The organism is Curtobacterium sp. Leaf261, from assembly GCF_001422205.1.
GTDB lineage: Bacteria > Actinomycetota > Actinomycetes > Actinomycetales > Microbacteriaceae > Curtobacterium.
Map to the genome: position 1 here is coordinate 583,180 of NZ_LMMJ01000008.1, position 14,367 is coordinate 597,546.

Genomic DNA, 14,367 nt, shown 5'->3' on the forward strand with positions numbered 1-14,367 from the left:
ACGGGGGGTCTGGTTGACTGATCCGCATGACTGATCTCACCAAGAAGCCCGAGTTCGACGCCCCCGAGGGCCCCGCACCCACCGACCTCGTGATCACCGACATCGTCTCCGGGGACGGCGACGAGGCGCAGTCCGGATCGACCGTCAAGGTGCACTACGCGGGCGTCGAGTACGACTCCGGCGAGGAGTTCGACTCGTCGTGGAGCCGCGGTGAGCCGATCGACTTCCCGCTCGCGGCACTCGTCCGCGGCTGGCAGGAGGGCATCCCCGGCATGCAGGTCGGCGGTCGCCGCAAGCTCGTCGTCCCGCCGGAGCTCGCCTACGGCCCTGCCGGCGGCGGACACCCCCTGTCCGGCAAGACCCTGATCTTCGTGATCGACCTGCTCGGCGTCCGCTGATGACGGCCGGTGCGGGGATCCCGACACTCGAGCTCAACGACGGCAACCGACTCCCGGCGATCGGCCTCGGCACGTACGGGCTGAACGGCGACGAGGGTGCTGCCGCCGTCGGCGCGGGCATCGACAGCGGATACCGACTGCTCGACACCGCGCTCAACTACGGCAACGAGGACGCCGTCGGCGCGGCGGTGCGTGCGTCGAGCGTGCCGCGCGAGGAGCTGTTCGTCACGACGAAGCTCCCCGGCCGGCACCACGGGTACGACGAGACGCTCCGGTCGATGGAGGAGTCCCTCGGGAACCTCGGTCTCGACCACGTCGACCTCTACCTCATCCACTGGCCGAACCCGTCCGTCGACAAGTTCGTCGACTCGTGGAAGGCGTTCGTCGAACTGCGGGACCGCGGCCTGGTCCGGTCGATCGGCGTCTCGAACTTCACCGGGGCGCACCTGCAGCGGATCATCGACGCCACCGGTGTCGCCCCCGCGGTGAACCAGATCGAACTGCACCCCTACTTCCCGCAGGGCGAGCAGCGTGCGGTCGACGCCCGGCACGGCATCGTGACCGAGAGCTGGAGTCCGCTCGCCACCCAGGGGACGCTCGTCGGCGAGACGGTGATCACCGACATCGCCGCGGCCCACGGGGTGACGCCGAACCAGGTCGTCCTCCGGTGGCACGTGCAGATCGGTGCGCTCCCGGTGCCGAAGTCGGGGAACCCGGAGCGGCAGCGGGAGAACCTCGACGTCTTCGGCTTCGAGCTCTCCGACGACGAGGTCACCGCGATCTCCGGACTCGAGCGCGGCCGGCTCTGGGACGCGGACCCGGACACGCACGAAGAGATGTAGGAACGACCCTCCAGGGGCGGGGCAGTACACTTGTCACCCCGTCCCGGAGGGTTGTGCGTGACTGATTCGTCTGAGCTCGTCAGTACCAGCGAGAGCACCAGTGGCAGCGAGATAGACCGCGAACGCACGTACGTCGACGGGCTCTTCGCCCGGCTCGACGCGCTGACCGTGGACGCCCGTGAGCGACTCGTCGACACCCGTCGCGTCTCGGTCGGCGGCAACCACCAGAGCCGCAGCGAGCGCGACGCCTACGCACGGCTCTACGAGGACACCATCGCCACGCTCGAGCGTGTCGGCGACCGACTCGTCTTCGGTCGGCTGGACGTCGCCGATCCGGACGACCCCGACGACGCGTTCCGGTACATCGGTCGCGTGGGTCTCCGCGACGCCGACCACCGGCCGCTCCTGCTGGACTGGCGGGTCCCGGGGGCGAGCGCCTTCTACCAGGCGACCGCCGCGTACCCGATGGGCATGCGCGCCCGGCGCCACCTGACCCTGTCCGGACGAGAGGTCGTCGGGGTGGAGGACGAGGTCTTCGATGCCTCGCTGTACGACAGCGACCGCACGCACCTGCAGGGTGAGGGCGCGCTCCTCGCCGCCGTCTCCGCGGACCGCACCGGACGGATGACCGACATCGTCGCGACGATCCAGGGCGAGCAGGACCGCATCATCCGGTCGCCGCTCGAGGGCGTCCTCATCGTGCAGGGCGGCCCGGGGACCGGCAAGACCGCCGTGGCGCTGCACCGGGCCGCGTACCTGCTCTACTCCTACCGCGAGCGGCTCAGGGGCTCCGGTGTGCTCGTGGTCGGGCCGTCGTCGGCGTTCCTCACCTACATCGAGCAGGTCCTGCCGTCGCTCGGGGAGACCGGTGTCGTGATGGCGTCGCTCGGGTCGCTCTACCCGGGGCTCGACGCCACCCGGCACGACACCGCACGGGTCGCGGCGCTCAAGGGCTCCGCCGAGATCGCCGAGTTGCTGCGCCGTGCGGTCCGCTCCCGACAGATCCCGCCGACCGGACCGACGACCCTCGACATCGAGGGCGAGCGGCTCGTCGTGCCGCCCTCCCTCGTGGCCGACGCCATGCGCCGCGCGCAGGAGCGGGGCAAGGCGCACAACGCAGCGCGGGTCACGTTCAACAAGATCGCGCTCGACGCCCTGACTCGTGCACTCGCCGACGTCATCCGCGAGCGTGGCAACGCCATCGACGAGTCCGACGAGCGGGTCCTCCGCGAGGACATCCGGTCGTCGCACGACGTCCGGGTCCTGCTGAACGGGGCGTGGATGCCGCTCACCGCCGAGAAGCTCGTCGAGGACCTCTACGCCAGGCCGAACTGGCTCGCCTCCCTGACCGAGCACTGGACTCCTGAGCGCCGGGCGCTGCTCGGACGCGAGCGCGGTGCGGGGTTCACCGTCGAGGACGTCCCGCTCCTCGACGAGGCCGCTGAGCTCCTCGGCCCGTACGACCCGTCCGGCGGCGCGGCGAAGCGGCAGGCGAAGGCGGGCCGGAAGCGCGACGTCGAGAACGCCAGGATCGCGATCGAGAACATGGGCGTCGAGGGGATCGTGTCCGCGGAGCAGGTCGCCGGGGCCTTCGCCGAGGGCGGGGACGACCGGAGCACCGCCGAGCGCGCTGCGGACGACCGCGAGTGGACCTACGGGCACATCGTCGTCGACGAGGCGCAGGAGCTCTCGCCGATGCAGTGGCGAGTCCTGGCGCGTCGGAACCCGCTGCGGTCGTTCACGATCGTCGGCGACATGGCCCAGGCGTCCTCACCGGCGGCGGCACGGACGTGGGACGACGTCGTCGGTGCGCTCGCCCGGCGACGTCGTGGTCGGGCGCCGCTGGTGCCGATCGAGCACCGCGTGGAGTACCTCACGGTGAACTACCGCACGCCGCGGGAGATCGTCGAAGAGGCCGGGCGGTTCGCCGAGGCCGCCGGGCTCGCGGTCACCGAAACCCGCGCGGTCCGCGACGGCGACCCGGTCGAGCACGTCGCGGTCACCCGCCGGGACCTCCTCACACGGATCGTCGAGCAGGTCGCCGAGGAGCGCACCGCGATCGGCACCGGCACGATCGGCGTCATCGTGCCGGATGCGGACGTCGCCGCCGTCCGCGCAGCGCTCGCGGCGGACACCGGTGACGTCCGCACGCTCGGGTCACCTCGCGCCGGGTCCGTCACGGTGCTCACGGGCGCCGAGGCGAAGGGACTCGAGTTCGACGGTGTGCTGCTCGTCGACCCGGACGGCGTCGGGGCGGACGCCGCGCGCGCCGCTGCGGCGGTCTACGTCGCGATGACGCGCCCGACGCGTCGGCTCGTCGTGCTCGACGTGGCCGAGCGGGTCGCGGACCCGACCGGTCAGCGGACTGGAGGGACGGTGCGGGCCTGACCCGTCCCTCCAGTCCGTGTCGGCGGGGCCTTGAGCGTCGGCTCCGGGCGATCGATGACTACCCGAGTGCGGCTGGGGCGCAGACCTTGCGCACGAGTCCCGCGAGGGGCTCAGCGAGCGCGGAACCCGGAACCGTGACGCTCGCCGTGTCCACGGTGATCGTCCACACGAAGTCATCCCGCACCTGCGACTTCGGGTCGGCGACGACCGTGTCGCGGAGCTCGCTCACGACGGCGTCCCAGTCCGCGGTGTCGTCGATGTCCGAACTGGTCGTCCGCCATGTGCGGGTCATGCCGGTGACCCCTCCGGTCCGACGCACGACGATGTCCATGCCCGCACAGTACGCCCGGTCAGGACAGGACGCCGACCGTCCGCCAGGCGTCCTCGATCGCGGACTGCGCGGACGAGCCCTCGCCGAAGCGCGCTCCCGCCGCGGTCACCGTGACGCGGGCGAACCCTGCGAAGTCGATCGACGCCGTCACCTCCGGCGAGGTCAGGGCGTCCCACCAGACCGCCCCGGCGCCCTCCCAGGCCTTGCCCCCGATGGCCGTGGCGGCGAGGAAGAAGGCGTGGTTCGGGATCCCGGAGTTCGTGTGCACACCGCCGGAGTCGTCCTGGGTCTCCACGTAGCCGGCCATGGTGCCCGGCTGCGGGTCCTTGCCGAGGACGTCGTCGTCGTAGGCGGTCCCGGGGGCCTTCATCGAGCGGAGGGCGACGCCCTGCACCGCGGGGGTGAAGAGTCCCTGGCCGATGAGCCACGAGGCCTCGTCCGCCGTCTGCCCGAGGGTGTACTGCGCCACGAGCGACCCGAAGACGTCACTGATCGACTCGTTGAGGGAGCCCGACTGGCCCTGGTAGGTCAGGTTCGCGGTGTACTGCGTCACGCCGTGGGTGAGTTCGTGTCCGATGACGTCCGCCGCGATGGTGAAGCGGTTGAACACCTCGCCGTCGCCGTCGCCGAACACCATGCGGGAGCCGTCCCAGTAGGCGTTGTCGTAGCCCTGGCCGTAGTGCACGCTGGCGTCGAGCGGGAGCCCCGCCCCGTCGATCGACGCCCGACCGAACACGTCGAGGTAGAAGGCGTGCGTGTCGCCGAGCCCCGCGTAGGCCTCGTCGACCGCGGGGTCGCCGGATGCCGCGGAGCCCTCGGACCGGACGAGCGTCCCCGGGAGGGTCTCGGTGTGCCCCGCGTCCGAGATGCTGCGCTGCGGCGAACTCGACGCCGCCGGGGTCGCCGCCGCGTGACGGAGACCGCCGACGCGCTTGGCGGCGGTCACCGAGTCCATCGTGGCGAGGGCCGTCCGCGCCGCGGAGGCGGCGCGTGGGAACCTCGGCTCGCCCGCGTCGGCGATGGCCTGGAGCATGTACGGCGGGATGACGGAGTGCCTCATGGGCCAACTGTGCGCCGGACCGCTGACAGTGGTGGCGGTCCCCGACGTCTTCGCAGCCAGTTCGCGGCGTCAGGACCGTTCGCGGCGTCAGGCCCGTTCGCGGCGTCAGGCCCGCTTGCGGTTCGCGACGAGGTCGAGCGCGTACGACTCCCACCACTGCCCGGCCGCCGGACCACCGTTGCACGTGCCGTCGCTGAGCCCGGGGGTCTTCACCCAGAGCAGTGCATCGAGCCGGGTGGTGCCGCCGGTGACCCTCGGCGTCTGCCCGAGGCCGGCGCCCTCGGGGTTGCACCAGGTCCCGCGCCAGCCCTGCCCGTTCCGCGACACGTCGATCAGGAAGTGCGGATCGCCGCCGATCCGGTCCGCCAGGGCATCAGCGTAGGCCCGCTCCGGATCGACCCCGTAGAAGTTCGACACGTTCGTGAAGAACCCCTGCGTCCGGTCGACCCCGGCCTCGCGGAGCCGCTCCGCCATCGTGGCGATCGGCACGCGGTTCTCGTTGCCGCCGTCCAGGTACACCGTGAGGCCGTGCCCGCTCAGGGCGTCGACGGCCTTCCGGAGGAGCGGCAGCCGCCCGGTCTCCAGGCGCTTGCAGTTCGAGATCTGCGCGATCGCGTCGGGCTCGACGAGGACCACCGCGTGTGAGCCGCGCATCGCCGCGGCGACACGACGGACCCACGGCACGTACTCGGCGGTCGAGACACCGCCCTTCGAGTAGCTCCCGCAGTCCCGGTCCGGCACGTTGTAGAGCACGAACGTCGGGGTCCTGCCCTGCGCTGCGGCGTTCTCGACGACGGCGTGCACGGTCCGGACGCTCGCGGCGGTCGATCGACTCGTCAGCCACGTCGCGATCGGCTGCGCGGCGATCTGGTCGATCTCGGCTGCGGCCGCGGTGTCCCCACGGTCGCGCGCCGCAGCGGCCTGGCGGCCCGGCTGGTTCTCCGCCGACGGTTGGGTCGCGAGGCCGCCGGGGAACGCCGCGGCGGCGGACTTCCTGGCGATGATCGAGCGGGACGGCGACGGCTCGGACACGGGACCTCCGGGTTCGGTGCGGGGGAGCACGACCGTGACCACCACGACGACCATCGCGATGACGACCGCCGCGACCGCGCCGAGGGCGGTCCACTGCCGCCGTGCCCCACGCCGGTGGACGCTGCCGACCACCGGATCGTCCGGCATCGACTCGTCCGGGCGGGTGTCTCCGCCGGGACGGGCTGGGCTGTGGGACATCGAGCAGTCCTCCGCGGGCTGTCGTGCATCGGTCGGACGACGCCGGACGGGACCCTCGCGGGCTGCGAGCTGTGCCGCCGGAGCCGGTGGGCGCTGGCGGGAGCCGCGCCGTCGCGGATCCGTGCACCTACTGTCGCACCTCGGTCGTCGGGTGACCAGCCTCCGTGCAGGACCGGCACAGGGGTCGGCCAGATCGGTACGCGACACTGGCTCGATGTTCCGGAAACTCCTGCTCCTCCTGCTGACGGCGGGATACGCGTGGGTGCTGTGGCGGATGACGCTCACACCCCACGTGTTCACGAACTCGGGGCAGCACTTCGTCGCCACGGTGCTGCGGTTCGCCCAGGGGCACGAGAGCACCGCGTGGTTGACCTACGACCGGGCCGAGTTCCTCGCGAACGTCGCCATGTTCGTCCCGATCGGTGCGATCGGTGCGATGTGGTTGCCGCGTCGGGCGTGGTTCGTCGCCGCGGTCCTCGCTGTCGGGCTCTCCGTCGGCATCGAGTGGACGCAGCACGTCGCCCTGCCGAGCCGGGTGGCCGACCCGCGCGATGTCCTCTCGAACGGACTCGGTGGGATCCTCGGCGCGACGTTCATCGGTGTCGTGCGGAACGCGGTGCCGCGCCGTCGACCGGGCCTGCGGACCGCCTGAGCCGAGCCGCGCCTCCCGGCCGACGCGGGCTCGTCGCGACACCACCGCGTCCGGGTGCCACCCGTTCTGGTACTGGCCCGGTGCGGGCCACGCCCGCCAAGCTGGGCGCAGGAGCCGTGATCAGTGCGGCCCCCGCGAGGAGCACCGTGACCGCACCATCCGAGGCCACACCGGACCTCGACGACCTGACCCGGCGCGTGCCCGGGCAGGCGCTCATGGCCGAGTGCATCCGGCACCAGGCGGCCCGCCACCCCCGCGGACGCATCGCCAGGGTGCTCGGCGTGCACGCCGTCGCACCCGACGCCAGGTCGTGGTACGTCGGGGCGCTCGGCGAGCGGATCACCGCACGTCTGCTCGACGCGCTCGGTCCGGAGTACGTCGTCCTGCACTCGGTGCCCGTGTCCGAGTCGGGCACGGACATCGACCACCTCGTCGTCGGTCCGATCGGCGTCGTCGCGATCAACACCAAGCACCTCCGGGACGCCAGGGTGTGGGTCGCCGGCGACACCGTCATGGTCAACGGTCACCGTGAGCCGTTCGTGCGGGTGGCTCGGAGCGAACGTCGCCGCGTCGTGCGGACGATGGCGCAGCGCACCCTCCCGGTCACCCCGGTGACGAGCATCGTCGCCGTGGTCGACCCGGCGAGCGTCGCGATCCGGTCGGCGCCCGAGGACGTGCTCGTGCTCGACGCCAGGCGACTCGTCCGGACGCTCCGACGGATGCCCGAGGTCCTCGGCCACGACGCCGTCTGGGCGCTCGCCGGTGCACTCTCCTCCGGGTCGACGTGGATCGACCACGCCGCACCGGAGGACGAGGGCGTCGTCCCGCGGTTCGCCGCGATCGAACGGGAGGCCCGGATCGCCCGGATCGTGCGTCTCGCCTGGGCGGGTGGTGGCTGCGCTGCACTCGCCGGTGGTGCCGTGCTGGCGGTGGCCGCGATCCCGGGCCTCATGGCGATGGTGACCGCGGTCACCGGGTCGTGAACCCCGGCTCGGATTCGCCGTCGCTCTGCTAAGCTCGTCAGGTTGCCGTCCAACGGCCGCGGATCAAGAGCGCCCACACATTCGGTGTGCGGCACCGCGCAACAAGCAGAGAGGGGATCACCTATGGCACTCGAACCGACCGTCAAGAAGGCGATCATCGAAGAGTACGCGACCCACCCGGGCGACACGGGATCCCCCGAGGTCCAGGTGGCGGTCATGACCCAGCGCATCCGGGACCTCACCGAGCACCTCAAGGAGCACAAGCACGACCACCACTCGCGTCGTGGTCTGCTGCTCCTCGTCGGTCAGCGTCGTCGCATGCTCGGATACCTCTCCGACGTCGACATCAACCGCTACCGTGCGCTTATCGAGCGTCTCGGCCTGCGCCGCTAGTCATCGACTCGCGTCGGGCGCACAGCACCCGGTGATCAGAAGAGCCCTCGCCCCGCGAGGGATCCTGTCTTGACACGAACGCCCCGCTTCTCTCCGGAGAGGCGGGGCGTTCTGCATGTCCGGGCGAGCCCAGGCCGAGCGCTGACGAGAAGTGCCCAACTGTCGGGTGCGCCGGCCGACCCGACAGTTCGACACTTCTCGTCGAGCGGTCACCGTCGTCGTCTGGCTCCGGGACGTCCTCGACGGGAATACACGACCGGCGCACGGGTTGCAGTACGATGTACATGCAAACGCATTGAACAGCGAGGAGCACATCGTGCAGTTCGGCATCTTCACCGTCGGGGACGTCACCACCGACCCGACGACCGGCCACACCCCGAGCGAGGCCGAGCGCATCCGTGCCATGGTCACCATCGCCCAGAAGGCGGAGGAGGTCGGCCTCGACGTCTTTGCCGCGGGGGAGCACCACAACCCGCCCTTCGTCCCGAGCTCACCGACCACGATGCTCGGGTACATCGCCGCGACGACCGAGCGGATCATCCTCAGTACGTCGACGACGCTCATCACGACGAACGACCCGGTGAAGATCGCCGAGGACTACGCGATGCTGCAGCACCTCGCCGACGGCCGGACCGACCTCGTCCTCGGCCGCGGGAACACCGGCCCCGTCTACCCGTGGTTCGGCCAGGACATCCGCCAGGGCGTCAACCTGGCGATCGAGAACTACGCGCTGCTCCGCCGCCTCTGGACCGAGGAGGTCGTGGACTGGCAGGGCCACTTCCGGACGCCGCTGCAGGGCTTCACGTCGACCCCGCGGCCCCTCGACGGCATCGCCCCGTTCGTCTGGCACGGCTCGATCCGCACACCCGAGATCGCTGAGCAGGCCGCGTACTACGGCGACGGCTTCTTCGCGAACCACATCTTCTGGCCCGCGAGCCACACCGCGCAGATGGTCCGCCTGTACCGCGAGCGCTTCGAGCACCACGGCCACGGCCCGGCCGCGAACGCGATCGTCGGCCTCGGCGGGCAGGTGTTCATGGCGAAGAACTCGCAGGACGCCGTCCGGCAGTTCCGGCCGTACTTCGACAACGCCCCCGTCTACGGCCACGGCCCGAGCCTCGAGGACTTCACGAGCCAGACGCCGCTCACCGTGGGGAGCCCGCAGGAGGTCATCGACCGCACCCTCGGCTTCCGCGAGTACGTCGGCGACTACCAGCGCCAGCTGTTCCTGATGGACCACGCGGGCCTGCCGCTCAAGACGGTGCTGGAGCAGCTCGACATCCTCGGCGAGGAGGTCGTCCCCGTCCTCCGCAAGGAGTTCGCCGCCCGTCGCGCCGCGGGTGTCCCGGACGCACCGACCCATGCATCCCTCGTCGCGGCCGCCCAGGCATCCGCCGTGGCCGAGGAGGTCGCCGCGTGACCACCATCGCCGTCGTCTCCGCGGGGCTCTCCGAGCCGTCGTCGTCCCGTCTGCTCGCCGACCGCCTGGCGGACGCGACCGTGTCCGCGCTGGCCGGGCCGTCCCTCCAGTCCGAGACGTCCGGTGCGTTCCGGACGTCGGCCGACGGGACGCACCGGACGGGAGGCCCGACCCGCGTCGTGCACGTCGACCTGCGCCCGTTGGCGCACGAGATCACCGACACCATGCTCACCCGGTTCGCCCCCGCGGCGCTCGGCGCGGCGATCGCCGAGGTCGTGGAGTCCGACGCCGTCGTCTTCGTCGCGCCGGTCTTCACGGCGGGCATGAGCGGTCTCGCGAAGTCCTTCCTCGACGTCCTGGAGCCGGATGCCCTCGTCGACATGCCGGTGCTCCTCGGGGCGACCGGCGGCTCGGCGCGGCACTCGCTCGCGGTCGACCACGGCATGCGCCCGGTGTTCGCCTACCTGCGGGCGGCCGTCGCCCAGACGGCGGTGTTCGCGGCGACGGACGACTGGGGGAGTGCGGAGCATGCGGCGGGGCTCGAGTCGCGCATCCGGCGTGCCGGCGAGGACCTCGCACACGGGGTCCGGACCTCACGACGCCGGGCGGTCTCGGCGCCGGACGCATCGCCGACCGTCACCGACTTCGGCAGCCTGCTCGACGCGCTCGGCACCTAGTCGACGCCCGCACTCGGCCCGTGGGCGCGTCGGACCGGCCGAGCCGCCAGTCGGCTCAGTACCAGTGCGGGTTGACGCTCATCTCGTGGTTCCACGCCCCGCACGGGGTGCCGTAGGAGCTCTTGATGTACGCCAGGCCCCAGTCGATCTGGGTGTCCTGGTTGGTCAGCCAGTCCGCGCCGGCGGCCGCCATCTTGCGCGCCGGGAGCGCCTGCGGGATGCCGTACGCGCCGCTCGAGGAGTTCAGGGCGTTCGCGCGCCAGCCGGACTCCTGCGTCCAGAGCGACACGAGGCAGGACATCTGGTCCTGGCCCCAGCCGTGTGCGGCGAGCTGTGAGCTGGCGTAGGCCTTCGCCCCGGCCGGGTCGACGGTCACCCCGCTCGGGTCCGGGTAGGAGCTCCCGCCGCCGCCGCCCGACGAGGCGACGGACGTGGTCCTGGCGCGGTTGGCCTCGGCGATCGCCGCGGCCTGGTTCGCCCGTGCGACCGCTGCGGCCTGCGCGGCGACCGCCTGGCCCACGGCGTACTGCTGTTCGACGTTCGCGGTGGTGTCCTTCAACGACGCGAGCTGGGAGTAGAGCTCGTCGCTGTGGCTCTTCGTCGTCGCCACCGCGGACTTCGCGGAGGCCTCCGCCTGGTCCGCCGACCGCGATGCCGACTCGGCCGCTGCGGCGAGGGACTTCCGGGCGCCCTCGGCACGGGCGGCCTGCTCGTGCAGCGACGTGGCGGTGTTCGCGGCGACCGACGCGTCGCTCATCACGCCTGCCCACGTGGTGGACAGCTGGTCGAGCGTGCCGAGCTGGTAGAGCAGGTCCTGCGGCTTGTCCGACCCGACGATCCTGGTCGTCACGGTGTCGGTGTCACCCGACCGGTAGAGGCGCGCGGCGAGCTGGCCTGCACGGTCCTTCGCACGCTCGGCGGTCTCGGACGCGACGCGGGCCTTGGCGGTGAGGTCGTCGGCGGTCTGCGTCGCGGCCTGGAGCTGAGCGTCGGCCTCGGCGGCAGCGGCGCTCGCGGTCAGGGCCTCGGACGACTTCTGCGCCGCGGTCGCCTGGAGTCCCGCGAGCGCGTCCTGGACACGGCCGACCTCGGCCTGCGTGGCCGCCTCGTTGCCCTTCGCCGCCTGCACGTCCGACCACGACGGGTAGTCGACCGCCTGCGCGGGAGCGGCCGCGGAGAACGGGTTCACGAGCGACGCGAGCAGTCCGCCGGCGGCGACGATCGTCATGACGACCGTTCCGCGGCGCCGACGTCGGGACGCACGCGACGAGGACGCGGCACGCGTGGTGAGGGAGTGACGCATGGGGTCAGGGTAGCCGTGCCGTCGATGAACCTCCGGAGCGCCTCGCGCGTGTCCGGTGGTCGATCCCCGGTCGGCGAGGCCTCGGATGGTAGAGTTCTGGCGTCGGCGGACCATCGTTCGCCCTCACGTACCACCACAAGCAACACCATTCGAGCAGGCCGGCACGAAGCTGGTCATCGGTGGTGGCATCCGGAACCGGTGTCCGTGTGCTTCTACTGCTGGCCAGGCATGCGTCCCGCGTCGTGTGGGAGCGCACGTGCACGCAACGTGTCCTCGACAACCGCCCTGCCTCGAGTGGCTCCGGCGCCGACACCGGCGCCTGGCACACCGAGCGCGCATTCCCCGCGCGCACATGGAGCACAAGGAGGCACCCTTTTGGAGGGTCCCGAGATCAAGTTCGCCGAGGCAGTGATCGACAACGGTCGCTTCGGCACCCGCACCGTCCGCTTCGAGACCGGCCGGCTCGCGCAGCAGGCCCAGGGCGCGGTCGCCGCGTACCTCGACGAGGAGACGATGCTGCTGAGCGCGACGAGCGCCGGCAAGCACCCGCGTGAAGGCTTCGACTTCTTCCCGCTGACGGTCGACGTCGAGGAGCGTTCCTACGCCGCCGGCAAGATCCCCGGCTCGTTCTTCCGCCGCGAAGGCCGACCGAGCACCGAGGCGATCCTCGTCTGCCGTCTCATCGACCGGCCGCTGCGCCCGTCGTTCGTCGACGGTCTCCGCAACGAGGTCCAGATCGTCATCACCGTCCTGAGCATCGCTCCGGGCGAGTTCTACGACGCGCTCGCGATCAACGCCGCATCCGCGTCCACGCAGATTTCCGGTCTGCCGTTCTCCGGCCCGATCGCCGGTGTCCGCCTCGCCCTCATCCCGGGCAACGGCGGCACGGCCGACCAGTGGGTCGCGTTCCCGACCGTCACGCAGCTCGAGGAGGCCGTCTTCGACCTCACCGTGGCCGGCCGTGTCGTCACGGACGACGCCGGCAACGAGGACGTGGCGATCATGATGGTCGAGGCCGAGGCCACCGAGCAGGCATGGGGTCTCATCCAGGGCGGTGCGACCAAGCCCGACGAGGCCGTCGTCGCGCAGGGCCTCGAGGCGGCGAAGCCGTTCCTCAAGCTCCTCGTCGAGGCCCAGGCCGAGATGGCTGCCCAGTCGGCCAAGGAGATCCAGGACTACCCGGTCTTCCTGCCCTACACGGACGAGGTCTACAAGGTCGTCGAGGACGCCGCGCTCACCGAGCTCGGCGACGTCTACAAGATCGCTGCGAAGATCGAGCGCCAGGATGCCGACGACGCTCTGAAGGCACGCGTCAAGGACGCCGTCGCGGCCAAGGTCACCGCCGGGGAGCTCCCCGCCGAAGCCAACGGCCAGGTGTCCGGTGCCTACAAGTCGGTGACCAAGAAGGTCGTCCGCGGCCGGATCCTCACCGAGCAGGTCCGCATGGACGGCCGCGGCCTGGCGGACATCCGTCCGCTCGACGCCGAGGTCGCCGTGATCCCGCGTGTGCACGGTTCCGCGATCTTCCAGCGCGGTGAGACCCAGATCCTGGGCGTCACCACGCTGAACATGCTCAAGATGGAGCAGCAGATCGACTCCCTGAGCCCGGTCACCAAGAAGCGCTACCTGCACCACTACAACTTCCCGCCCTACTCGACCGGTGAGACCGGCCGGGTCGGTTCGCCGAAGCGTCGCGAGATCGGGCACGGCTTCCTCGCCGAGCGCGCCCTCGTGCCGGTGCTGCCGTCGCGCGAGGAGTTCCCGTACGCCATCCGTCAGGTGTCTGAGGCCCTCGGGTCGAACGGCTCCACCTCGATGGGTTCCGTCTGCGCCTCGACGCTGTCGCTCCTCAACGCCGGTGTGCCGCTGCGCGCCCCGGTCGCGGGCATCGCGATGGGCCTCGTCTCGGACACCGTCGACGGCCAGACCCGCTACGCGGCGCTGACCGACATCCTCGGAGCCGAGGACGCCCTCGGTGACATGGACTTCAAGGTCGCCGGCACGAGCGAGTTCGTCACGGCGATCCAGCTCGACACGAAGCTCGACGGCATCCCGTCGTCGGTCCTCGACGCCGCGCTCAAGCAGGCCAAGGAGGCCCGCTCGGCCATCCTCGGCGTGCTGACCGAGGCGATCGACGCCCCCGACGAGATGGCCGACACCGCGCCGCGCGTCATCAGCGTCCAGATCCCCGTCGACAAGATCGGCGAGCTGATCGGCCCGAAGGGCAAGACGATCAACGGGATCCAGGACGAGACCGGCGCCGACATCTCGATCGAGGACAACGGCACCGTGTACATCGGCGCCGTCGACGGTCCGTCCGCCGAGGCCGCGCGTGCGCAGGTCAACGCGATCGCGAACCCGACGAACCCGGAGATCGGGGACCAGTTCCTCGGCACGGTCGTCAAGATCGCGACGTTCGGTGCCTTCGTCTCGCTGCTCCCGGGTCGCGACGGTCTGCTCCACGTCTCCGAGGTGCGGAAGCTCGCCGGCGGCAAGCGGGTCGAGAACGTCGAGGACGTCCTGGGCGTCGGCCAGAAGATCCTGGTCGAGGTCACCAAGGTGGACGACCGCGGCAAGCTCTCGCTCGCCCCGGTGGTCGCCGACGAGGCCGACACCGACTCGAGCGCAGCGACCGAGGAGTCTGAGGACCTGACGGTCCAGAGCTGATCGCTCCCGTACGGCAACGGCCG

Annotated in this window: 13 protein-coding genes; 9 read left to right on the forward strand and 4 right to left on the reverse strand. The window is 71.4% G+C overall.

Annotated features, from left to right (window positions below):
- The first annotated feature begins 26 nt into the window (after nucleotides 1–26).
- The 3 genes from ASF23_RS10860 to ASF23_RS10870 are packed head-to-tail and all read left to right on the forward strand — an operon-like array spanning nucleotide 27 to nucleotide 3,628.
- Nucleotides 27–398: an FKBP-type peptidyl-prolyl cis-trans isomerase gene (locus ASF23_RS10860; protein WP_055952896.1), complete on the forward strand. Its 372-nt coding sequence runs from the start codon at nucleotides 27–29 to the stop codon at nucleotides 396–398.
- The gene (locus ASF23_RS10865; protein ID WP_055952898.1) at nucleotides 398–1,240 is read left to right on the forward strand and encodes an aldo/keto reductase; all 843 of its coding nucleotides are present in this window, start codon (nucleotides 398–400) and stop codon (nucleotides 1,238–1,240) included. Before ASF23_RS10860 ends, ASF23_RS10865 begins: the two co-directional genes overlap by 1 nt.
- Before the next feature lie 57 nt (nucleotides 1,241–1,297).
- Nucleotides 1,298–3,628 (forward strand): HelD family protein, encoded by a 2,331-nt coding sequence (locus ASF23_RS10870; RefSeq protein WP_055952901.1) that lies wholly within the window; start codon nucleotides 1,298–1,300, stop codon nucleotides 3,626–3,628.
- A 58-nt stretch (nucleotides 3,629–3,686) separates the two neighbouring features.
- Here ASF23_RS10870 and ASF23_RS10875 read toward each other — a convergent pair whose 3' ends face one another.
- The 3 genes from ASF23_RS10875 to ASF23_RS10885 form a co-directional block, all read right to left on the reverse strand.
- The gene (locus ASF23_RS10875; protein ID WP_055952904.1) at nucleotides 3,687–3,959 is read right to left on the reverse strand and encodes a protealysin inhibitor emfourin; all 273 of its coding nucleotides are present in this window, start codon (nucleotides 3,957–3,959) and stop codon (nucleotides 3,687–3,689) included.
- Nucleotides 3,960–3,978: 19 nt separating this feature from the next.
- Nucleotides 3,979–5,019, reverse strand: a complete 1,041-nt coding sequence (locus ASF23_RS10880) for a M4 family metallopeptidase (RefSeq protein WP_055952907.1) — start codon at nucleotides 5,017–5,019, stop codon at nucleotides 3,979–3,981.
- 105 nt (nucleotides 5,020–5,124) lie between these two features.
- Nucleotides 5,125–6,249: a glycoside hydrolase family 6 protein gene (locus ASF23_RS10885; RefSeq protein WP_082474032.1), complete on the reverse strand. Its 1,125-nt coding sequence runs from the start codon at nucleotides 6,247–6,249 to the stop codon at nucleotides 5,125–5,127.
- A gap of 214 nt (nucleotides 6,250–6,463) precedes the next feature.
- Here ASF23_RS10885 and ASF23_RS18570 point away from each other — a divergent pair, with 214 nt between their 5' ends.
- From ASF23_RS18570 to ASF23_RS10910, 5 genes are all read left to right on the forward strand, one after another.
- Nucleotides 6,464–6,901, forward strand: a complete 438-nt coding sequence (locus ASF23_RS18570) for a VanZ family protein (protein WP_055952913.1) — start codon at nucleotides 6,464–6,466, stop codon at nucleotides 6,899–6,901.
- A gap of 146 nt (nucleotides 6,902–7,047) precedes the next feature.
- Complete coding sequence (locus tag ASF23_RS10895) at nucleotides 7,048–7,884, forward strand: nuclease-related domain-containing protein (protein WP_156364456.1); 837 nt, start codon at nucleotides 7,048–7,050, stop codon at nucleotides 7,882–7,884.
- A gap of 123 nt (nucleotides 7,885–8,007) precedes the next feature.
- A complete protein-coding gene (gene rpsO, locus ASF23_RS10900; protein WP_055952918.1) occupies nucleotides 8,008–8,277 on the forward strand; it encodes a 30S ribosomal protein S15 in 270 nt (89 codons plus the stop codon).
- A 316-nt stretch (nucleotides 8,278–8,593) separates the two neighbouring features.
- Nucleotides 8,594–9,697, forward strand: coding sequence for an LLM class flavin-dependent oxidoreductase (locus ASF23_RS10905; protein ID WP_055953318.1), 1,104 nt, complete (start codon nucleotides 8,594–8,596; stop codon nucleotides 9,695–9,697).
- Entirely contained in the window at nucleotides 9,694–10,374 is a 681-nt protein-coding gene (locus ASF23_RS10910; protein WP_055952921.1) for a CE1759 family FMN reductase, read from the forward strand. Before ASF23_RS10905 ends, ASF23_RS10910 begins: the two co-directional genes overlap by 4 nt.
- Before the next feature lie 55 nt (nucleotides 10,375–10,429).
- Here ASF23_RS10910 and ASF23_RS10915 read toward each other — a convergent pair whose 3' ends face one another.
- Nucleotides 10,430–11,677, reverse strand: coding sequence for a lytic transglycosylase domain-containing protein (locus tag ASF23_RS10915; protein ID WP_055952924.1), 1,248 nt, complete (start codon nucleotides 11,675–11,677; stop codon nucleotides 10,430–10,432).
- A 375-nt stretch (nucleotides 11,678–12,052) separates the two neighbouring features.
- Here ASF23_RS10915 and ASF23_RS10920 point away from each other — a divergent pair, with 375 nt between their 5' ends.
- The gene (locus ASF23_RS10920) at nucleotides 12,053–14,344 is read left to right on the forward strand and encodes a polyribonucleotide nucleotidyltransferase (protein WP_055952927.1); all 2,292 of its coding nucleotides are present in this window, start codon (nucleotides 12,053–12,055) and stop codon (nucleotides 14,342–14,344) included.
- The last annotated feature ends 23 nt before the right edge of the window (nucleotides 14,345–14,367 follow it).